18 protein-coding genes are annotated in these 19,712 nt (G+C 45.1%); 10 read left to right on the top strand and 8 right to left on the bottom strand.

Translation table 11 applies throughout. The features are described from left to right. The first annotated feature begins 47 nt into the window (after positions 1-47). The 4 genes from LZT21_RS10090 (at position 48) to LZT21_RS10105 (ending at position 6,046) form a co-directional block, all read left to right on the top strand. Complete coding sequence (locus LZT21_RS10090; protein ID WP_233990643.1) at positions 48-1,796, top strand: AMP-binding protein; 1,749 nt, start codon at positions 48-50, stop codon at positions 1,794-1,796. A 17-nt stretch (positions 1,797-1,813) separates the two neighbouring features. Then, positions 1,814-3,994 carry a TonB-dependent receptor gene (locus LZT21_RS10095; protein WP_233924941.1) on the top strand — a complete coding sequence of 727 codons (2,181 nt, stop codon included), beginning with the start codon at positions 1,814-1,816 and terminating at the stop codon, positions 3,992-3,994. A 154-nt stretch (positions 3,995-4,148) separates the two neighbouring features. Continuing rightward, positions 4,149-5,450: a sorbosone dehydrogenase family protein gene (locus LZT21_RS10100; RefSeq protein WP_233935423.1), complete on the top strand. Its 1,302-nt coding sequence runs from the start codon at positions 4,149-4,151 to the stop codon at positions 5,448-5,450. 17 nt (positions 5,451-5,467) lie between these two features. Continuing rightward, positions 5,468-6,046: a c-type cytochrome gene (locus LZT21_RS10105; RefSeq protein ID WP_233924939.1), complete on the top strand. Its 579-nt coding sequence runs from the start codon at positions 5,468-5,470 to the stop codon at positions 6,044-6,046. A 107-nt stretch (positions 6,047-6,153) separates the two neighbouring features. Here the strand turns inward: LZT21_RS10105 and LZT21_RS10110 are convergent, their stop codons facing one another. From LZT21_RS10110 to LZT21_RS10130, 5 genes are read right to left on the bottom strand one after another with little or no spacing between them, the layout of a single operon-like run. Beyond that, positions 6,154-6,510, bottom strand: coding sequence for a phage holin family protein (locus LZT21_RS10110; RefSeq protein WP_233924938.1), 357 nt, complete (start codon positions 6,508-6,510; stop codon positions 6,154-6,156). Positions 6,511-6,559: 49 nt separating this feature from the next. After that, positions 6,560-7,621 carry a phosphotransferase family protein gene (locus LZT21_RS10115; protein ID WP_233990645.1) on the bottom strand — a complete coding sequence of 354 codons (1,062 nt, stop codon included), beginning with the start codon at positions 7,619-7,621 and terminating at the stop codon, positions 6,560-6,562. Positions 7,622-7,632: 11 nt separating this feature from the next. Further along, complete coding sequence (locus LZT21_RS10120; RefSeq protein ID WP_233990647.1) at positions 7,633-8,415, bottom strand: SDR family NAD(P)-dependent oxidoreductase; 783 nt, start codon at positions 8,413-8,415, stop codon at positions 7,633-7,635. Continuing rightward, on the bottom strand, positions 8,416-9,624 hold the full coding sequence (locus tag LZT21_RS10125; RefSeq protein ID WP_233990649.1) for an acyl-CoA dehydrogenase family protein: 1,209 nt from the start codon (positions 9,622-9,624) through the stop codon (positions 8,416-8,418). A gap of 11 nt (positions 9,625-9,635) precedes the next feature. Beyond that, positions 9,636-10,175: an isochorismatase family protein gene (locus LZT21_RS10130; RefSeq protein ID WP_233990651.1), complete on the bottom strand. Its 540-nt coding sequence runs from the start codon at positions 10,173-10,175 to the stop codon at positions 9,636-9,638. A gap of 74 nt (positions 10,176-10,249) precedes the next feature. On the opposite strand from LZT21_RS10130, the gene LZT21_RS10135 reads away from it, so the two are divergent. Next, positions 10,250-11,842 carry a 4-hydroxyphenylacetate 3-hydroxylase family protein gene (locus LZT21_RS10135; RefSeq protein WP_233990653.1) on the top strand — a complete coding sequence of 531 codons (1,593 nt, stop codon included), beginning with the start codon at positions 10,250-10,252 and terminating at the stop codon, positions 11,840-11,842. Here LZT21_RS10135 and LZT21_RS10140 read toward each other — a convergent pair. Both LZT21_RS10140 and LZT21_RS10145 read right to left on the bottom strand, forming a co-directional pair. Continuing rightward, positions 11,831-12,454, bottom strand: coding sequence for a 2-hydroxychromene-2-carboxylate isomerase (locus LZT21_RS10140; RefSeq protein ID WP_233990655.1), 624 nt, complete (start codon positions 12,452-12,454; stop codon positions 11,831-11,833). The genes LZT21_RS10135 and LZT21_RS10140 overlap by 12 nt on opposite strands. After that, a complete protein-coding gene (locus LZT21_RS10145) occupies positions 12,451-13,674 on the bottom strand; it encodes a Coenzyme F420 hydrogenase/dehydrogenase, beta subunit C-terminal domain (protein WP_233990657.1) in 1,224 nt (407 codons plus the stop codon). The genes LZT21_RS10140 and LZT21_RS10145 overlap by 4 nt, the downstream gene beginning before the upstream one ends. A gap of 110 nt (positions 13,675-13,784) precedes the next feature. Between LZT21_RS10145 and LZT21_RS10150 the strand changes: the two genes are divergently transcribed. The 4 genes from LZT21_RS10150 to LZT21_RS10165 all read left to right on the top strand — a co-directional run bounded on the left by LZT21_RS10150 (position 13,785) and on the right by LZT21_RS10165 (position 17,129). Then, on the top strand, positions 13,785-14,021 hold the full coding sequence (locus LZT21_RS10150; RefSeq protein ID WP_233935442.1) for a hypothetical protein: 237 nt from the start codon (positions 13,785-13,787) through the stop codon (positions 14,019-14,021). Between the two features lie 15 nt (positions 14,022-14,036). Beyond that, a complete protein-coding gene (locus LZT21_RS10155; protein ID WP_233990659.1) occupies positions 14,037-14,660 on the top strand; it encodes an NTP transferase domain-containing protein in 624 nt (207 codons plus the stop codon). A gap of 103 nt (positions 14,661-14,763) precedes the next feature. Then, on the top strand, positions 14,764-16,116 hold the full coding sequence (locus LZT21_RS10160; protein WP_233924911.1) for a cytochrome ubiquinol oxidase subunit I: 1,353 nt from the start codon (positions 14,764-14,766) through the stop codon (positions 16,114-16,116). After that, the gene (locus LZT21_RS10165; RefSeq protein WP_233924909.1) at positions 16,104-17,129 is read left to right on the top strand and encodes a cytochrome d ubiquinol oxidase subunit II; all 1,026 of its coding nucleotides are present in this window, start codon (positions 16,104-16,106) and stop codon (positions 17,127-17,129) included. Before LZT21_RS10160 ends, LZT21_RS10165 begins: the two co-directional genes overlap by 13 nt. An 8-nt stretch (positions 17,130-17,137) precedes the next feature. On the opposite strand, the gene LZT21_RS10170 is transcribed toward LZT21_RS10165, so the two are convergent. Next, complete coding sequence (locus tag LZT21_RS10170; protein WP_233990661.1) at positions 17,138-18,421, bottom strand: amidase; 1,284 nt, start codon at positions 18,419-18,421, stop codon at positions 17,138-17,140. A 110-nt stretch (positions 18,422-18,531) separates the two neighbouring features. Between LZT21_RS10170 and LZT21_RS10175 the strand changes: the two genes are divergently transcribed. Next, a complete protein-coding gene (locus LZT21_RS10175) occupies positions 18,532-19,683 on the top strand; it encodes a GNAT family N-acetyltransferase (RefSeq protein ID WP_233990663.1) in 1,152 nt (383 codons plus the stop codon). The last annotated feature ends 29 nt before the right edge of the window (positions 19,684-19,712 follow it).

Raw genomic sequence — 19,712 nt, forward strand, 5'->3', positions numbered from 1 at the left:
TCTATAACTGACAGAGCGATTTAAGTTTCTTGAAAGAGGGCTTCATCATGAATACGGCGGGAGATGAATTAAATAAGCCGTGGTTAAAAAACTATCCTGCGGGAGTCCCTCAGCAGATTGATATCTCACGGTATAACTCGCTACTTGATTTATTTAGCGAATCGTTTACGCGCTTTTCGCAACGTAAAGCCTATCAATATTTTGGCCAGGCGCTAACATTTAGCGAGCTCGATCAGGCTTCGCAAGATTTTGCCGCTTATTTACAAAGCTTAGGCTTAGAGCGCGGCGCGCGGGTTGCCATCATGCTGCCAAATGTTCTGCAATACCCGATCGCGATGCTAGGCATATTAAGAGCGGGCTTCGTGGTGGTCAATATTAATCCACTGTATACCCCCCGCGAGTTGGAGTATCAATTGCAGGATAGCGGCGCTTCTGTCCTAATCATCTTAGAAAATTTTGCTCATGTTTATCAAAGCATAGAACCGCAAATGCAATTGAAGCAGGTCATCGTTACTAGTATTGGCGAGCTAATTGGCATTAAAGGGTGGGCCATTGATTTTGTTTTACGTCATGTTAAAAAAGTTGTACCAGCCTGGCATCTTGAAGGTAGCATTGCTTTTAAAAGCGCATTACACATTGGCGCAAAGAAGCAACTACAGGCGGTGCAAATTTTGCCCGCGGATATCGCTTTTTTGCAATATACCGGCGGGACAACCGGAGTTTCCAAGGGAGCGGTTTTATCGCATCGAAATATCTTGGCCAATATGCTGCAGGTTGATGTTTGGTTAGAGCCAGCGCTGACCTTAAAAACGCCAGCTGGTGCAACGGTCAGCAAAGATGATCAATTAGTGTTTTTATGTGCTTTACCGCTGTATCACATCTTTGCGTTAACAGCGTGTGCTTTAGTGGGAATTCAGCGGGGCGCCTTAAACATTTTGGTACCAAATCCAAAAGATATTGCGGGCTTCATTCAATTGTTAGCAAAAAATCCATCAATCCATCTTTTCCCTGTAGTGAATACTTTACTTGCCGCCTTATTGCGCCATCCTAATTTTGCTAAGCTACAGTTCCCCAATTTGCTAGTTACCATTGGCGGCGGTATGGCAGTGCAAAAAAACGTTGCCGATTTGTGGCAACAAATGACGGGTGTACCCGTTGCCGAAGGTTATGGTTTATCAGAAACAGCACCGGTGGCGTGTGTAAATACGCCATTAATTAAGGAATTTACGGGGCACATTGGTCTACCGTTACCCAGTACAGAGATCCAAATAAGAGGCGACGATGGTTTGCCGACCGCGCTTGGCGAGCCGGGCGAGATTTGTATTCGCGGACCGCAAGTGATGGTAGGTTATTGGAATAGGCCGCAAGATACACGTGAGGCGATGACGACAGATGGATTTTTTAAATCAGGCGATATTGGCATGATGAATGCAGATGGCTACGTCAAAATCATTGATCGTAAAAAGGACATGATTATTGTTTCTGGATTTAAGGTATATCCCAATGAGATAGAAGCGCTTTTAATGCAACTCGATGGGGTAATGGAATGTGCGGTAATTGGGGTTCCAGACGAAGAAACAGGTGAAGCAGTGAAATTATTTGTAGTACAGGATGTAACTGCGGATCCAAGCGAGAATCTATCCGTCGAACCAAGGGGTAATCTAACGGAAGAAGGTATTCAGAATTTTTGTAAAGCCCAACTTACTAACTATAAACGGCCTAAATACATCGTATTTAAAGAAAGCTTACCGAAAACCAATTTAGGCAAAATTTTGCGGCGTGAATTAAGGCAATGAATCTCGGTGTTTGAGCGATGAAAGTAATACGGCAAAGTGTTCAAGCCATCCTAGTGATGGTTTTATTTTCTGCCTTGCAAGTTAGGTTGGCAGTCGCACAAATTGCCCCGCCAGCCAACTATGATCAAAAATTAAGTGATATGGTTGTCAATGCTACGAGATCAGATACGCCACTCAATCAAATTCCCTTAAACACTACTATTTTGACTCCGCAAGTGTTGGAAGTGGCGCCTGATCAAACCTTAGATCAAGTGCTAAAAAATGTTCCTGGCACTTTTTTAAATGATGTGCCTTACTATCAAAAAGATCCCACTGGCCAAAGTATTAACGTGCGTGGTTTAGGTTTTGGTCGTACCTTAGTATTAATTGATGGCTTGCCAGCTAATGATGCCTTCTATGGCACAGTGCAATGGAATTTGGTCCCACTCTCGTCAGTAGAAAGTGTTGAGTTTGTCCGTGGAGGCGTCTCGAATTTATGGGGCAACTATGGCATGGGCGGGGTGATTAACATTAATACCAAAACGCCAAAAAATAGTTCGCAAGATGTTTCGGCTAGCTACGGTGCCTTTAATACCAGTAACGTAGCTGTTTCAAAAGATATCGTCACATCTGATGCTTTGCAAACACGTATCTCGGCTGATTTTTTCTCTACCTTGGGATATCAAAATTACGCCACTATTTCACCGGCCTCACCTAATAATATAAAAAACGGCATGGGTACGGATAATGCAAGTAACTCGAATATTCGTTTGCAGAATTATTTCAAGCCTACTCAAGATACCTCAGGTTTTTTTCGGCTCGGCTATAGCACCATGAAAGACTTAAGTACCAATTACAGTATCGCACCCAATTTTATTCAGGAAACCAATATCGCGGCTGGCGCAACAACAAAGTTAGATGTCGATAAAAAAATTGATGTCAACGCGTTTTATGAAAAGACCCATTTTTATAAACAAAGCGGTTCAACCGCAGCCAACGGCACGCCTTATATCAATGCTAATTACACCGATCCCTATAGTACGGTTGGTGCGTCTGCTCAATATACCCATAATTTAAAATCAAAATTAGTTGATCAATATCTTGTGGGAATTGACGCGCGCAATATATCCGCCTCGAATACCACCAATAACTTAACAACCAATGGTAATGTAGCAGCGATTAATTATGCTCAAGGTCAGCAAAATTTTTATGGCTTGATGGGGCAATTGAAGTCGAAGGGCACAACGATTCCTCTTGAGGTAACTTTAGGCGCCAGAATTGATGCGTGGAATAGTCAAACACCCACGTATTACAACACTGGCCCCAATGGCAATAATAAAACGGTGCAAACCATTAAAAACCAAAATGTGAACCCCTTCAATCCTTCTCTGGGACTCTTATTTCCAGCAAGCAAAGATTGGGATTTTCGGGCCGCTGCTTATCAGGCTTATCACGCGCCCAGCTTAAACAATACTTTGCGGACCTATGGCTCGGCAACAGGCTGGTACTTCTCTAATCCCAATTTAATTCCAGAAACGATGAAAGGATTTGAATTCGGAAGCGATTACCGCTGGGGCGGGGGTTTTGCGCAAGTCACTGCTTTTAATAATTACATTACCAATGCAGTTGCCAATTACACCTTGAAGGCGGCAAATTCTACCGATGTGGCTTTGGCTAAAAATTTATGTAATTCTGGTGCAGTCAATCCCTTAACTAAAAATGGCGGAGCAGGAGTTTGTAATTCGAGTTCGATTAGTTACTTCACCAATAATCAAAATTTATTAAGTCAAGGCCTTGAATTTCAGTATCACCACGATATTAATTCACACTGGAGTCTTGACGGTGGCTATACCTATACCGTGACCCGTCTAACTTGGACTGCCACCAGTGACCCGACGAATAGCCAAGTTGGCGGCGTTCCCCAAAATTTGGGCAGTGCTGGAATTACTTATTACCCCTTACCTAAAGCCAGCCTGACTGCAACCGTGCGTTATGCGGGAAATTCATGGATGGATACAGCCCATGCTTTTCCGGTGCCAGCTTATGCGGTAGTTGGCTTTAGAGCCAATTATGAGATTACCCCGCAGGCGACAATTTTTGCTTCTGTGGTGAACTTATTTAACCGCCAATATGTGACTTTTAATATTGCTAATAGCGCTAGTAGTTATCAGGCGGGAATGCCTTTAGCCGTATCTGTTGGCGCGCGCTTAGTGTTTTAGAGTAGGGCTTTAATCAGGTTTTGCCCGCTTCATGCTGAGGAACTAACAGAAGATTAATTAGGCTAAACCCTAAGTAAAGACTTGGTTATAACAGTCTAAAAAGTGATTAAATTAATAAGTAGTTTTTGATCCATCCGAAGAAAGTAGGAAAAGCATGAACTTATCTAAAAATTCCACAAATAACGATGTCAAATTGAATGCATCTTTATGGGCAGTTACAGCAATTGTTGTCATCTTGGCAGGCTGTGCCTCATCTCCGCCAGAGAAGCCAAAAGCAGCAGCCGCCCCAGCCCCTGCCGCCGCCGCCCCACCCCCCGCTTGGAAGCAAGGAATGGGACCTGATATGGCCAATTCAACTTTGGCCCCCTTAGCAGGCAAGATGACCGCAACGCCAATCAGTGATATTCCCATTAATAAACTCAAGCTACCACCCGGCTTCAAGATTGAGGTTTGGGCTACTGGAATGCCGGGCGCACGTGCCATGGCGCTTGGTGATAATGGCAAAGTTTACATTGGTACCCGTGCTATTGGCCGTGTTTATGAGGTCACCGATAACGGGAAAGAGCGCACGAATCGAATAGTGGTCGATAAATTAGTCCAACCTGCAGGAGTTGCGTTTAATAAGGGCTCTTTATATGTGATGGCAATTGATAAAGTATTGCGCTTTGACGGTATAGATAAAAATGCGAGCGTTACACCAGTTGACTTAACCGCTAAATTTAATCTACCTCCTGAGCAGCACCATAATTGGAAGTACATTGCATTTGGTCCCGATGGCAAGCTATATATCCCCTTTGGCGCACCTTGCAATATTTGTGAGCCACCCACTGCAGAATATGCACAAATTCGCCGCTATAACCCAGATGGATCGGGAATGGAAGTTTTGGCGACGGGTGTGCGCAATAGCGTTGGCTTTGATTGGCATCCTACAACCAAGCAACTTTGGTTTACAAATCATGGGCGTGATTGGATGGGTGACGATAAGCCCAATGACACTTTAAACCTACTTTCTAAGACAGGTTTAAATTTTGGCTTCCCTTATTGTCACCAAGGCAATCTTCCCGACAATGTCATTACGAAAGCAAATGCTTGTCAGGGGGTTGAGCAACCTGTTGCTTTGATGGGCACTCACGTAGCTACTATGGGAATCAAGTTCTATACCGGCAATATGTTCCCACCAGAGTATAAGAATGCCGCATTAATTGCACGTAAGGGATCTTGGAATCGTAATCAAAAGTCGGGCTTCGATGTGGTGATGGTTAAAGCAGGAGCTGATGGCAAGAATCCTAAGATAACACCTTTTATTACTGGTTTTTTAAACCCAGCTGATCAGTCTTTTTGGGGCCGCCCAGCCTATTTAATGCAGATGCCTGATGGATCTATGTTGGTTTCAGATGAGCAGCTTGGTGCTATTTATAGAGTGACATATAGTAAGCAGCAACTTGCAGCTAAATAAAAAGATTTATTATTTTGTTGTTTTTACGAATAGCGACGTTTGCCTTAGGTATCATTTTTTCTAGCGCAACGTCGCTTTTGTTTGCTCAAGGTATCACTAGTAAATTACAGGCCTGTGGCGCTTGTCATGGGGTTGATGGCAACTCAAAGATTGTTGGCACCCCCTCGCTAGCTGGCCAACCAAAAACTTTTCTTGAAAATCAAATGATCATGATACGGGAAGGTCTACGTAATATTCCGCCAGAGATGAAGGGTTTACTTGATGGATTTAGTGATGCTACGATTGTTGAAATAGCTCAATTTTATGCAGGCCAAACTGCTCAGTCTCAAGCGGGTATCCGTAATCAAATTTTGTATGTACAAGGTGAGTATATTTCGAAGGAAGCCTTGTGTGGCACTTGCCATTTACCAACTTATGTTGGTAGAGATCAAATGCCTCGGATTGCCGGCCAACGGGAGGAATATCTTTTGCACACTATGCGGCAATTTCGCTCTAATAAGGCAACTGGGCGAGATACTATTATGGTCGCCTCGCTCTATGGCATGAATGAGGACGATTTAAAGGCAATTGCTCATTACCTTTCGCAACTAAAATAAATAGAGTTTTATTTTGAGAGAATTGTTTACTTTGTACGGACTATAACGATTATAAAAATAGTTCAAATTTAAAAAGGTGCTGAGTGTGGAGATTTTTAAATCGCAACTTAGTTACTGGTAAACAAAGAGCTAATAAAAACGTTTAGTAGCGAAATAAAGATACTGGCAAAGAATGCGGTCCAAAAACCAGCCAAACTAAAACCACTCACCAATTTTGCAACGAGCATCAATACCAGTGCATTGATCACCAACAGAAACAGACCCATGGTGAGGACGGTGAGCGGCAAGGTAAAGACTATTAATAGCGGTCTTACTAGTGCATTAGCAAAGCCTAATACCAAAGCAGAAATAATTAAGGATCCCGTGTCGTTAAATTTCAGGCCGCTAAAGACGTAGCTAGCTGCCCACAGCGATAGGGCGGTTACGCCCCAGGTAATTAAAAATGGTGTTGAGTTGGCAAACATGGTTTTGTCCTCGTTTTATTAGTTTCCATAGTATCAGCATTTAGTCGTATCAGCGACTTGCTGAGTAGCGGAGGGCGCACTGCCACCCCAGCTCGGCAAGGGGTTCAGATCGTTGGGCATTGGCAATCGCGTCTTCCCCGCTAGCATTACCATCAACTACGCGCTGGGCAATGCCATGCAAGATGGCAGCGATACGAAAGAAGTTATAGGCCAAATAAAAATCCCAATGTTCAGCAGAATTTCTACCGGTATTAGCTGCGTATTGAGCGACATATTGCGCTTCAGTCGGAATTCCTAGGGTGGTCAAATCTAGGCCACCAATACCGCGCCATAAGGTAGGTGGAATATGCCAAGCCATGCATTGGTAGGCAAAATCGGCAAGCGGATGACCTAAGGTTGAAAGTTCCCAGTCAATCACCCCAATGACTTCAGGCTTGGTTGGATGAAAGATTAAATTATCCATCCGAAAATCACCATGTACTAGGGTGGTTTCATCGCCAGGCGGAATATGCGCTGGTAGCCATTCCATTAAACGTTGCAGCGCAGAACTAATGGGTAAATTAGATTCATTACATTGACGTGACCAACGGGTAATTTGCCGGGAAAAATAATTACCAGGCTTACCAAAACTTTCTAAATCTGCTGCTTGGTAATCGACCGCATGAATACTGGCGATCACCCGGTTCATTTCTGAATAGATAGCAGCGCGTTCAGTAGTGGTCATACCCGGCAAAGCTTGCTCAGTTAAAACCCGACCATCAAGAAATGACATTAAGAAAAAAGGCGTGCCAACAATCGACTCATCTTCACAGTAATTTAACATCTGCGGCACAGGAACACCCTGCTTAGCAAGTGCTGCCATCACGCGGTACTCACGGTCGATCGCATGTGCTGAGGGCAATAAGTGACCAGTGGGTTTTTTGCGTAACACCATTTTTTGCTTGCCCGCCTCAATATAGAAGGTGGGATTAGATTGGCCGCCACTCAGTGGCTTAATGATTAAGGCTTCACTGATATCTTTGGGTAAGTCGTTATTTGTGGATATGCCATGATTGCGCAGATAGGCAGAAAAGGCAGGCAGATTAAACGACGTACTCATCAGCACACTCATTTAGCGGAGCTTTACAGGGTATTGACTAAATGAGCGCCATCGACCGCGATTGAGGTCCCCGACATTGCTTGGCTAGCATCAGACGCTAACAATAAAATCGGACCATCAAGATCGCTCACTTCGCCAAAACGGCGACTTGGTATACGTGCACGGAGTTTTTCGCCGGCTTCACTTTGTAAAAAAGCCCGATTTAGATCAGTCGCAATATAACCCGGTAGTAAGGCATTCACTCTAATCGAGTAGCGCGCCAATTCAAGTGCCATGGTTTTTGTCAGTTGCAGTACGCCCGCTTTAGAGATCGCATAGGGCGCAACACCACCCGCAACGCGCTCACCGAGAATAGAGCTGATATTGACGATATTGCCTGGTTTGTTGGCAGCTACTAGTCGCCTTGCGGCTTCGGTAGCTACTAGCCAAGCGCCTTTAAGGTTGGTATCGATGACTTGATCCCAATCACTCTCGCTTTGCTGTAACAGGGGTTTAGTGATGGTAACGCCAGCATTATTGATGATCACATCCGGCAAATGCCAAGCAGCAAGCTGATCAAAGCACTGACTCACTTGTTGCGCATTACTCACATCGAGTTGAAATGCCTTGGCTTTTACATCCGAAGACTTTGGTGAAGCTGAATTGATTTCTTGAACTAAGTCTTCTAAGACATCGATACGTCGTGCCGCTAAAGCCACGCTTGCCCCAGCTTGCGCCATAAGCAGGGCGAAGTGCCGTCCTAGACCACTAGATGCACCAGTCACTAATACAGTTTTACCGTCTAAGCGGAAAAGATCTTGCGCCATTTATTGATTGTCCTGGGCAGCTTTAACTAATTTTCGCGCCATGCTCCAACGATGGACTTCACTCGGGCCATCGTAAATCCGAAAGGCGCGCATATCAGTAAAAATCCGCATAATCGGCGTCTCGCCTGTGACCCCTTGACCACCTAAAATTTGTACACAACGATCGACGACACGCCATTCAGCTTCTGAGCAAACGACTTTTGCACGACTCGATTCATAGTTGCATTTTTCACCTTGATCTAAAAGCCAAGCCGTATGCAAAGTGTGTAGACGGGCAGTCTGTAAATCCATATCGTTATCAGCCAACATAAACCCTACCCCCTCATGTTGAGATAGTGGCATGCCAAAGGCAGTACGTTTAATCGCGTATTGCAAGGCTATGTCTTGCGCGCGGCGGGCTTGGCCCAACCACCGCATGCAGTGGGTTAAACGGGCGGGCGCTAAACGAATTTGGGCGTAACGAAAACCTTCACCCAATTTTCCTAAGATATCTTTAGCTGGTACGCGTAAGTTCTTAAAATCAATAACACCATGACCCCCTGTAAAACATTGGTCCAGCGCGTCCATATTACGCACTAATTCAATACCGGTTTGTTTCATATCGGCCAGAAACATCGTCGCAGCAGGACCGCTTGACTTGGCATCTGCACTGTTTGGTGCAGTATTTTCAAGGCGTGCCATGATGATGGCGTAATCAGCCCCATCTGCACCGGTAATAAACCACTTCCGGCCATTGATTAAATAATCCTCGCCATCGGGAGTGGCAGTAGTCATGAGCATGGCAGGGTCTGAACCAGCCCCTGGGGGCGGTTCGGTCATCGCAAAGCAAGAGCGAGTAAGGCCTTGAACTTGTGGGCGCAGCCAGCGCTCTTTTTGCTCTGCATTGGCAACCGCTTCCATTAAATGAATATTGCCCTCATCGGGTGCGGCAATATTAAGTGCAGTAGGACCTAAACAAGAATAACCAGCCTCTTCAAAGATGACGGCTTTAGCAACATGACTTAAGCCTAAGCCACCAAATTCAATTGAGGCATGGGGTGTAAGTAGGCCTGCTTTCTTAGCCCGCGCGATTAATTCCTTCCGTAAGGTTTCACTTGGACCATGTGCATGGTGATCAAGTTCACTTTCCAAGGGGATGACTTGTTCGGCGATAAAGCGTTTGGTGCGTTCACGCAGTTCTGTCGTTTGGGGGTCGAGAGAAAAATCCATATTATTTTGATTTATTTAATGATTTTAAGGATAGATTTAAATTCAGGTCGATTACTGGTTTGCAACCATTCGAAAATGAGCATTTCGCTTGTCACCAGATTGGCACCCGCTTTTTCCATGCGTTCAATTGCAGTCTCCTTATCGAGCGTCTGGCGCGAGCCAAGGGCATCGACCACGATCGTTACTTGATACTGACTTGCAATTAAACCAAATACGGTTTGCAGTACACAAACATGAGTTTCGCAACCCACTAAAATTATTTGTTGACGCGCGGGTTTAAATTTATCTAGTTCAATTAATAAACCATCATGACAGGCATCAAAATAGGTTTTGCTGATGGTGGTTTGGCAGAGCGCTTTAATCTCCAGTAAGTTATCACCGAGACTCGCAGGATTTTGCTCTGTGCCAATAATAGGCACTTGTAGTATTTGGGCGGCTTGACCAAGCCGTAAACATTGTTGTAAGACCGACTCACCTCCAGCGATAGCCGGCATGAGACGTTTTTGTAGGTCAATCATGACGAGTACAGAGTTATTGGCAGTGATCAACATAAAGATCTTTCAGGTTCTAGAGCCAATTGTAGACTTTGTTTACACTACTTGTATTACTCATTAAAGGTAGCGCTATGTTGATGTCTGCAAATGAATACCGCGATTCTCTGCGGTCTTATAAACCCACGGTATATTTGAATGGCCGCTTGGTTACCTCGGTAGCGGATGAGCCCGGTTTTGCCCCAGGGATTAATGCCATTGGTGTGACCTATGACTATGCCTTGCGTGAGGAATTTAAGCCATTAATGTTGGCAACTGAGCAGAGCAGCGGCAAAACAGTCAATCGACTTTTGCATATTAATCAGAGTGCTGGTGATTTACTGAATAAATTAGAAGCAGTGCGTTTGCTTTGTCAAGAAACGGGATGCGCACAACGCTATTTAAGCCATGATGCCTTAAATGCAATTTATCAAGTGTCAGCGCAAATTGATGATGCCAAAGGCACCACTGAAAATAGCGCAAAGTTCTTAGCCTATTTGCATGAGGTACAAGAGCGCGATTTAACTTTGGGAATTGCCATGACTGATGCTAAAGGCGATCGCAGTAAACGCCCGCATCAACAAGCTAATCTCGATAGTTATGTGCATATTGTTGAGCGCAACGCTAAAGGAATTGTCATTTCGGGAACTAAAGCGATTGTGACTGGCGCGCCTTATGTGCACGAGTTATTGGTGATGCCGGGCCGCAATATGCTGGCTGCTGATGCGGCCTTTGCAGTTTGCTGTGCTGTACCAATCGACGCTCCAGGCATCACGATGGTTGCGCGGCCTGCAGGCAGGCCTGGCGAGAAGGCAGCACTCTTTTCGAATCGCTATGGTCAATCTACTGCGGTCGTTATGTTTGACAAGGTATTTGTGCCTTGGGAAAAAGTTTTTTATGCTGATGAATGGGAGTATTCGGGAGCACTGACGCACTCTTATGCTACGCATCATCGCCATAGTTGTATTGGCGCACGCGCTGGTTTTGGTGACCTTTTAATTGGTGCTGGCGCCTTAATGTGCGAAGCCAATGGTTTTAATCCCGAAGACGAAGGTCATTTACGCGACCAAATGGTTGATCTAATCAAAATAACCGAAGGATTTTATGCTTGTGGTGTAGCTGCCTCGGTATACGCGACGCGTGATCCGTTTTCAAAAAGCTTTATGCCCGATGCGGTTTACTCCAATATTGGCAAGCTTTTATTAGCCACCCAAATTTACGATATGCAACGCATTGCACATGATGTCTCTGGCGGTTTAATTGTTGCATTACCTGGGCCTGATGAAGATCATAACCCGGCGACTGCGGCAAACTTGGCCGATGTCTTGCGCGCAAACCCAGCTATTCCTTATGACAAACGCATTGAAACCGCACGCTTTATTGAAGACTTAACTGCGTCGTATCAAGGTGGTTGGTATTCGGTAATTAGTTTGCATGGTGGCGGGTCACCAGAAGCAATGAAACGGGAAATTTATCGTAACTATCCGCTTGGCGATAAAGTAGCCTTGGTAGAACGTCTACTGAACCGCGGTGTGCTTGCTCATGAGAGCAACCCTTCTGAACTTCAAGCAGAGCGACCGATTACCCAAAACACCCAAGCAGGCAAATGTTGTGATCAAGGCTGTACCGTGCCAGGCACAGCCATCATGGTTGACTTACCGCAGACCTTAAAAAATTCAGTGGAGTAAGGGGTTTTCGGCATGAATTGCTGCCTGATAGGCGGCATCAGCAAACATGGTTGGGCGTTCAAGAAAATCCAAGATCCAGGGAATGGCATCTGAACCCCAAAAGACCCGCTCATTGACTTTAACGCTGGGCACTCCAAAAATACCAGCTTGATTTGCGCTTTCAGTATTGGCAATCAAAGCTTGCTTGATCTCTGCAGTGCTTGGTTTTGCAGTGGTCGCAGGTAAACCGAGCGCCAGGCAAAATTCACTCCATTGGGTTTCAGGATCGCCGCCATGACCCCAAACGAAATCAAAGGCTTTATCAATCATCGCGAAGTCAGCACCTTCTTGTAGTAATAAGCGTTGTGCAGCCGCAGAAGCAAATGGATGGCGCCGCGGAAACTGAAAGGGAATACCCAGTTGTTGGGCTTTCCAAACGCAGAAGGTATAGGTATGAATTCTTTTTTCAGGGATCTCAGCTGGCCCACGATTATTTTGTAGGCGCAGTAAACCAGGAAAAAAAATGGGTACCGGTTTTAAATCGACAAGTGTTTCGAGGGGTTTACGTAACTTGAGAAAAAAATAGACGTAAGGGGAAATAATGTCGTAGTAAAAATTAGCTGGGGGTTTCATAATGATTGCTTAGGGGTAGGAAGTTCACTTGCCGCTGGCTTTAAATCATAAGGTTCCACTAAAGGCCAAATGTGTTTTGGCACCATTGAGGCAATTCGTGCAGGATGTTCACGCCGTAAGTGTAAGACGGTTTCGATAGCCTTCATTTCCACCCGCGCACGTGCAAACTCCAGCCCACGCGGCCCAATGCGGGGCATGAGCCAACCGACAAGCGGCCTTAACCAATCTGGCATTTTGCGCAGTGGCAAACCACCCGCCGCCAATTTCACATTTTTCATAAAGCCGTTTACAGCAGAGAAACGTTTACCTGCACTACCTGGTACTGTAAGAGTCACCTCATCGCCCAATAACTTGAGTAGTTCTTCCCCAGTTTGATTGCGTACCAATAACCACTGCTGACCTTCACCCCCCATATAGCCGACGGTAATGTCAGACAAGACGTTTGTGTAATCAACACAGGTGCGACAGGTTAAAGGAAAGAAATCATTCGGCAAAGTGGATAGGGGTAATTGTAAAAAAGGAATTTCACGTTTGGTACCATCTTTAAAACGAATTTCAACATGGTAGTCAGCCCGAAATTCCAGATAAATGACATTTTCAGCTTGGTCGGTAACGAGCGCTAAAAAATCATGAAAGTTTTCTGTAGTGGTGTTATCAGAGCAGGGTGTGCCGATAACATACAACTTATCAAAGCCCAATTCTTTTTCTAAAGCGCGTAGCGCGTAAACCTGACACGGAATCCCAATTACGGCCAATTTTTTATAACCTTTAGCGGCTGCTGGTTCTAACAAAGAAAGTAATGGGGCATAACCCATGCGCATACCTCGACATTGCGCTAAATCGGCAGCCTTATCGACCAAAATGGGTTTTGGCCGCCAGTTATCTTCTGGGTCGGCTGTCATGGTGAGTACGGCATCCACCGCTTTGGTTTCCAGTAAGCGCTCAGCAATGCGGGTGGTGATCCCGGTCCATTGCGCGCCAGCGCTAGGCTGCTTTAAGCTGGCTCGCAACATGCGCAAAAAAGGGCCAAAGTGCAATTCATCTGGGCGCAGTGGGTCGCGGGCACGACCGTGAATTTGTGTCTCTAATTCAGGGTACTTTTGCTGAATAAATTGGCACGCTCGACCACACCGTTTAGGGTCGGAACTCCGCGAAATACCACAGTCGGTACATAAATTCCGATAGGGGTTATCAACCGAGGCTTGTAGGTTCAAAGTCATGGCACCTTTATACCCGACTTATGCCTTTATTTTCATGCACCAATGTAGGGCATAGCAGCACGATATACTGATTTGGTAGTCCCTCATTGTTTTGCTCTAAAAGGAAAAAAATGTCACATCACGAAAAAATAATCGCTAGTTTTGAGGCGTACCAAGCTGAGAATGAAAAGTTCAAAGAAAAAGGCATTAAAGCATCAGCAACCCGTGCCCGTAAGGCATTGCAAGAGATTACGACTGCTTGTAAAGAACGCCGTAAAGAGATTACTGCTGAAAAAGAAGCGATGGATGGAAAGTCTGGCGCTGGAATGTCGCAAGACGCGGCTCGCCACGCCCACATTCGCAAATAAGCTTGTTTTTCCCTGATGCGCATTGGAGCGGTTTTACTAGCTGCTGGACAAGGTAGTCGCATTGGGGGGTTACCCAAGGCCCTGCTTAAACTGCAGGGCCTGTCATTTCTTGAGCATCATTTAACTGCTTTATATGCGGTTGGTGTAAGTGAAGTAGTGGTGGTGACTGGTTATTACTATCAGTCAGTTGAAACCATTGCGCAACTATTTCCTGTCCAGGTAGTGCGTAATTCCACGCCCGAACTCGGGCAAGCAAGCTCGGTTCGTTTAGGAATTGAAGCCCTCGGTAGCGAGTTCGATGTCATCATCATGCTGTTGTGTGATCAGCCGTTTATTGGGCGCGCTGAACTCACTTTACTGCTAGAAGAATTTAGTCAACTTGCTAATCTCAAGGGTGGCTTATCCAGTGCGCCCGAAATTATTTTGATTCCAGAGGTTGCTGGACAACGGGGCAATCCGGTACTTTTTTCTGGTGCAGTGATGCGCGCTATTTTGGCTTCGACGGAGCAATTGAGTTGCCGGCAATACACTGATTTACATCCTGAGCTGATTACTTTTTTGAAAACCGATCATGCTCACTTTGTAATCGATATCGATACCCCCGAAGATTTAAACATATTGACGCAAAAGACTCCGTGAACCGGTGGGGTTTGTCCAGCACTGCTCGAGCCCATCTTCAGCAAGACTTTGTAATCAAGCGCAAAATAGAGTTAATTGGGGTTTATTAGAGGCGGAGTTTTAGATGATTGATACGATGCTATTAAGTCGCATTCAGTTTGGTGCGAACATTACTTTTCATATTTTGTTTCCCACGATTACCATCGCGCTGGGTTGGTTTCTTTTATATCTCAAAATAAAAGGTAATCGCACTGGTGAGCAATATTGGGCTCAGGCCTATCAATTTTGGGTCAAGATTTTTGCCTTAACTTTTGCCTTGGGTGTAGTCAGCGGTATTACGATGAGTTTCCAGTTTGGTACAAATTGGCCAGGTTATATGGAAACGGTCGGTAATATTGCTGGACCATTGTTGGCCTATGAGGTGTTAACCGCTTTCTTTTTAGAGGCAACTTTTCTCGGCATCATGTTGTTTGGTGCTAAGCGTGTTTCTCGAGGAGTGCACACCTTAGCGACATTTCTAGTCGCTTTTGGTACAACCCTCTCTGCCTTTTGGATCATCGTATTAAATTCATGGATGCAAACGCCCCAAGGTTTTAAAATGATCGATGGTAAAGCCCATATTAGTAATTGGCTCGAGGTTATTTTTAATCCATCGATGCCTTACCGTTTTACGCATATGCTCATTGCCTCATTTTTAACCGTGGCATTTTTATTAGCAGGCATTTCTGCTTATCGGGCGCTCAGAGGCAGTACATCGATTGCGAATGCTGCGGTCCTCAGAATGGCCATCATCACTGCCGCTATCTTAATTCCATTGCAGATGTATGTGGGTGATTCACATGGTTTAAATACCTTGGAATATCAGCCCGCTAAAGTTGCTGCGATGGAAGGTATTTGGAATACGGAAAAAGGTGCGCCAGCAGTGATCTTTGCGATTCCCAATAGCAAAGAACAAAAAAATGATTTTGAAATCAGCATTCCTAAATTAGCTTCACTCTATCTCACCCATTCGTTTGATGGTGAGGTGCAAGGTTTAAAAGCGTTTCCTGAAAAAATTCCACCCGTAGCTCCGGTCTTTTTTGCTTTTCGGATTATGGTTGGCGTAGGGGTCTTAATGATGTTGGTATCTTGGGCCGCTGTTTGGCTTTCAAGAGGTCAGCGCTCATTGCCGAAGTGGATGCTTCGGGCTTTATTGGGAATGACGTTCTCAGGGTGGATTGCGGTAGTAGCAGGGTGGTATGTTACGGAAATTGGGCGGCAACCGTATTTGGTTTCAGGCGTATTAACCACTGCACAGGCCGTCACCAAACTACCTACTGGTATGGTATTGAGCAGCTTATTAATGTACTTAGCTTTATATATTGGTTTAATTATTAGTTACATTGCGGTCGTTTTTCATTTGGCTCGTCAAGCCGATTTGCCAGCTAATGAAAAGCGTCAGGCAAATACGGATGGGGGCGTGACATGGGCTTATTAGTGTGGCCCGATCTTGCCCAAGCAGCCGGTTGGCTGCCCATTTTCTTCCTAGGTGCAATGGGTGTAGCCATGGTTGCTTATGTCGTGTTAGATGGCTATGACTTAGGGGTGGGCATCTTATTAAATAGCGCGAACGATAAAGAAAAAGATGCCATGATTTCATCCATCGGGCCTTTTTGGGACGCGAATGAAACTTGGTTAGTGCTGGGCGTGGGGGTTTTATTAGTGGCTTTTCCAATTGCCCATGGCATTATTTTGACTAATCTGTATCTTCCAGTAGCCGCCATGTTGGCGGGCTTAATTTTGCGCGGCGTCTCATTTGACTTCAGAGTAAAAGCAGAAGCGCAACATAAACCCATTTGGAATTATTTATTTCACTTAGGCAGCATCATTGCGGCGATGGCGCAAGGCGTGATGATTGGCCGCTACATTGTAGGCTTTGATTCAGGGCTCTTAGGCTGGTTGTTTGCTGCTTTGGTAGCGATGTGTTTACCAATGGGTTATATGCTTTTGGGTTCGACCTGGTTGATTATGAAAACCACGGATGAACTGCAGGCTAAAGCGGTAGGCTGGGCGCGTAAAAGTTTGTGGCTGACGGCTGCAGGCGTTGGGTTAATTTCCTTAGCTACGCCTTATTTCAGCGCGAGCATTATGCAGAAGTGGTTTGTGTTCCCAAATATTGTATGGTTGTCACCTTTACCGCTCTTAACCTTGGTCTGCTTCTTTTTAATCTATCGGTCTTTAAATCATTTAGATTCAGGCAAGTTGCATTTGCAATGGCACCCATTTGTTCTTACCATTGTGATATTTTTACTCGCCTTCCTTGGGATTGCTTATAGTTTATTTCCCTATTTGATTATCGATCAAATGACGATTTGGCAAGCGGCTGCAGCCACCGAATCCTTGTGGTTTATTTTCTGGGGCGCGGTCATTGTGCTGCCCACCATCATCCTTTACACAATTTATTCTTATTGGATCTTCTGGGGCAAGGCACAACCTTTGTCTTACTATTAAGTAAGTAATCAATTTAATGCTGGCTTACGTGCCTTGTTTAGTGCGTCTTCAACTAATTTAGCAATTTGCAATAAATTATCATCGCCTTGAAATTGCCCTACTAATTGAAGGCCTAAGGGTAAATCGTTTCTAGAGCGGGCTACGGGTATAGTTATCGCAGGCAAGCCTAGAAAACTCCAGAGTGAGCAAAAAATGGGGTCACCAGTTGCTTGAATTCCAAAAGGTGCTTCACCTGTAGCAGGTGCTGTGAGAAAAACATCCACCGTTTTAAAATACTGCTTTATGTCTTCTTTTAAATGGGCTTGTAGTTGCATTGCTGCACTATATTGTGCGGAAGTATAAGCCGACCCGTTTTTAACCAGAGCATGAATATGTTCGCTAATTTCAGCTGAGTGATTTTCTTGGTGATGTTGATGTACAACTGCTGCCTCAGTTTCAATCATGCAGAAGATCGACTCAAATACAGCAGCATAACTAGTGGGCAGCACGATCTCTTCAACCTCTATTCCTGCCTTAGCCAGTTGTATTACTGCTAACTCTAGCGTACGCGCTTGCTCGTCACTCATTTTTGCATCGTAGGGCGTTTTCAGAATGCCGATACGGGAAGCGCCCTTAGCTGTCGACTGGTGGGGCCGCGTCATAATTAAATTAAATGCAAAGATCATATCGGCAACCGAGCGGGTAAATAAACCTACATGATCTAAAGAGTGCGAAAAAGGAAAGACTCCGCCGTTAGGAATGACGCCATAACTTGCCTTAAAACCAACCACGCCACAATACGCAGCTGGGCGAATGATTGAGCCTAAGGTTTGACTTCCAAGGCTTAAGGGGACGATGCCTTTGGCAACAACCGCAGCTGACCCGCTCGATGAACCGCCAGGAGTATGCAAGGGATTCCAGGGGTTTACGGTTGGTCCTGGATTGCGCCAAGCAAATTCAGTAGTCACTGTTTTGCCAAAAATTAAGCCGCCTAACTGCTTAATCAGGCCAATAATTTCAGCATCACTGGTGGGTTGGTGGTTTGCATAGATTGGTGAGCCATTGGTGGTGGGTAAATCGACGGTATTAATAATGTCTTTCACCGCTACGGGAATTCCCCATAGTGGGCCGCTATTCATTTCACCTGCATTCTGTAAGAGCGTTTCCAGCGAGGCACGATTAACAAAAGCATGTAATTCTGGCTCAAGGGTATTGGCATAATCAAAGCAGGCACGAAGATATTTTTTTGGATCGAGTTCACCCGCTTGTATTTGTTGGCAGGCTTCAATCAGACTAAGATCATTTAGCGTCATTGCTTGGTATCTCGTAGAATTTGGAATAAGGAGGACTTCTTACAGATGTTTTCAAGTTGGCTGATAATAGTGTTTTATATTATGTATTAAAAATGTTGAGCTTTAAGCATATGCCAGATCATTCCCCATTATTGACAAAACTATTCGGCAATACCCCCGTGCTAGCGCATGATTCTACTCAAGTTTCAGAGGCAGAGGCAGCTCAACTTGAGGTGCGCAAAATGGAGCCTAGCGACGCCTTGAGTCTAGCCCAATGTATTTACCGTTGTTATGGTCCCAGTTACCCAAACCCCATGATGTATCAGCCGCAGTTAATTGCCACCGCTTTGAGCGAGGGCTCAATGTTTTCGATTGTCGCGCTTACGCCGCAGGGTGAGGTGGTGGGGCACTGTGCATTGAGCTTTGAAGATATAGCAGACCCCATACCAGAAGCTGCTAAGCTAGTAGTTGACCCGCGCTATCGGGGTCATCATATTTCAGATCGTTTGGCTAAGGTTCGACGGGGATATGCCGAGGAAATGGGAATTACCGGTTACTGGGCCGCCTGCGTCAGTAATCATCCCTTTAGCCAAGATGAGGTTATTTCTACTGGTGGCGGGGAAATGGGCCTCTTGATTAATGGCCAACCGGGCGACGTACAAATGGCTGGATTAAATAACTTAACAGGAGTACGCCATTCACTCATCCCTTTTTATATTCCCATCAAATCTGATCGACCAGCAGAACTACCGACAAGTCAACAGAGTGATCAAAAATATCATGTTTATTTGCCGCTACATCACCATTCTTTTTTTACTACACTACTTACGCCGCTCGATCTGCACCGAACGCTGATTGGCACATCAGTGGCAGTAAAAGCAAAACAAGTATCACAGATCTCCTCAGTCATTGCTCATCAAGGTGCTCCAGCACACTTACGCATTACGGTTCTAGGTGATGATCTAGTACAACAGGTAGCAAGTGTTCTTGAAAATCTAAAACCATTTTCACCGCCAGTAATTTATTTAGATATTCCATTGCATAATCCCTTGGCTGCCCAAGAAATTGAAGCCTTAGAGCAATTAGGCTTTTTCTGGGCTACTTGGCTACCTAATTTTGAACCGGGGGGAGATATTTTACGCTTGCAATGCCTGTTAGATCAGCGAGTTGATGCCCAGGATATTGTCTGTGCGCGGAAAACAGGAGAGGTAGTGCGTGATCATGTGTTAGCTGAGTGGCAACGAGTACAAAAAAATCTACACAAAATACCTGCAGACTTATAAGAGATTTGTTTAAGCTACGGAAATAACTA

This window comes from Polynucleobacter sp. IMCC 30228, assembly GCF_021395205.1.
In the GTDB taxonomy this organism is placed as follows: domain Bacteria; phylum Pseudomonadota; class Gammaproteobacteria; order Burkholderiales; family Burkholderiaceae; genus Polynucleobacter.

Excerpts from the sequence above, each read along its gene's own strand:
- LZT21_RS10090 (WP_233990643.1), top strand. The coding sequence starts at position 48 with ATGAATACGGCGGGAGATGAATTAAATAAGCCGTGGTTAAAAAACTAT.
- LZT21_RS10095 (WP_233924941.1), top strand. The coding sequence starts at position 1,814 with ATGAAAGTAATACGGCAAAGTGTTCAAGCCATCCTAGTGATGGTTTTA.
- LZT21_RS10100 (WP_233935423.1), top strand. The coding sequence starts at position 4,149 with ATGAACTTATCTAAAAATTCCACAAATAACGATGTCAAATTGAATGCA.
- LZT21_RS10110 (WP_233924938.1), bottom strand. The coding sequence starts at position 6,510 with ATGTTTGCCAACTCAACACCATTTTTAATTACCTGGGGCGTAACCGCC.
- LZT21_RS10115 (WP_233990645.1), bottom strand. The coding sequence starts at position 7,621 with ATGAGTGTGCTGATGAGTACGTCGTTTAATCTGCCTGCCTTTTCTGCC.
- LZT21_RS10120 (WP_233990647.1), bottom strand. The coding sequence starts at position 8,415 with ATGGCGCAAGATCTTTTCCGCTTAGACGGTAAAACTGTATTAGTGACT.
- LZT21_RS10125 (WP_233990649.1), bottom strand. The coding sequence starts at position 9,624 with ATGGATTTTTCTCTCGACCCCCAAACGACAGAACTGCGTGAACGCACC.
- LZT21_RS10130 (WP_233990651.1), bottom strand. The coding sequence starts at position 10,175 with ATGTTGATCACTGCCAATAACTCTGTACTCGTCATGATTGACCTACAA.
- LZT21_RS10135 (WP_233990653.1), top strand. The coding sequence starts at position 10,250 with ATGTTGATGTCTGCAAATGAATACCGCGATTCTCTGCGGTCTTATAAA.
- LZT21_RS10140 (WP_233990655.1), bottom strand. The coding sequence starts at position 12,454 with ATGAAACCCCCAGCTAATTTTTACTACGACATTATTTCCCCTTACGTC.
- LZT21_RS10145 (WP_233990657.1), bottom strand. The coding sequence starts at position 13,674 with ATGACTTTGAACCTACAAGCCTCGGTTGATAACCCCTATCGGAATTTA.
- LZT21_RS10150 (WP_233935442.1), top strand. The coding sequence starts at position 13,785 with ATGTCACATCACGAAAAAATAATCGCTAGTTTTGAGGCGTACCAAGCT.
- LZT21_RS10155 (WP_233990659.1), top strand. The coding sequence starts at position 14,037 with ATGCGCATTGGAGCGGTTTTACTAGCTGCTGGACAAGGTAGTCGCATT.
- LZT21_RS10160 (WP_233924911.1), top strand. The coding sequence starts at position 14,764 with ATGATTGATACGATGCTATTAAGTCGCATTCAGTTTGGTGCGAACATT.
- LZT21_RS10165 (WP_233924909.1), top strand. The coding sequence starts at position 16,104 with ATGGGCTTATTAGTGTGGCCCGATCTTGCCCAAGCAGCCGGTTGGCTG.
- LZT21_RS10170 (WP_233990661.1), bottom strand. The coding sequence starts at position 18,421 with ATGACGCTAAATGATCTTAGTCTGATTGAAGCCTGCCAACAAATACAA.
- LZT21_RS10175 (WP_233990663.1), top strand. The coding sequence starts at position 18,532 with ATGCCAGATCATTCCCCATTATTGACAAAACTATTCGGCAATACCCCC.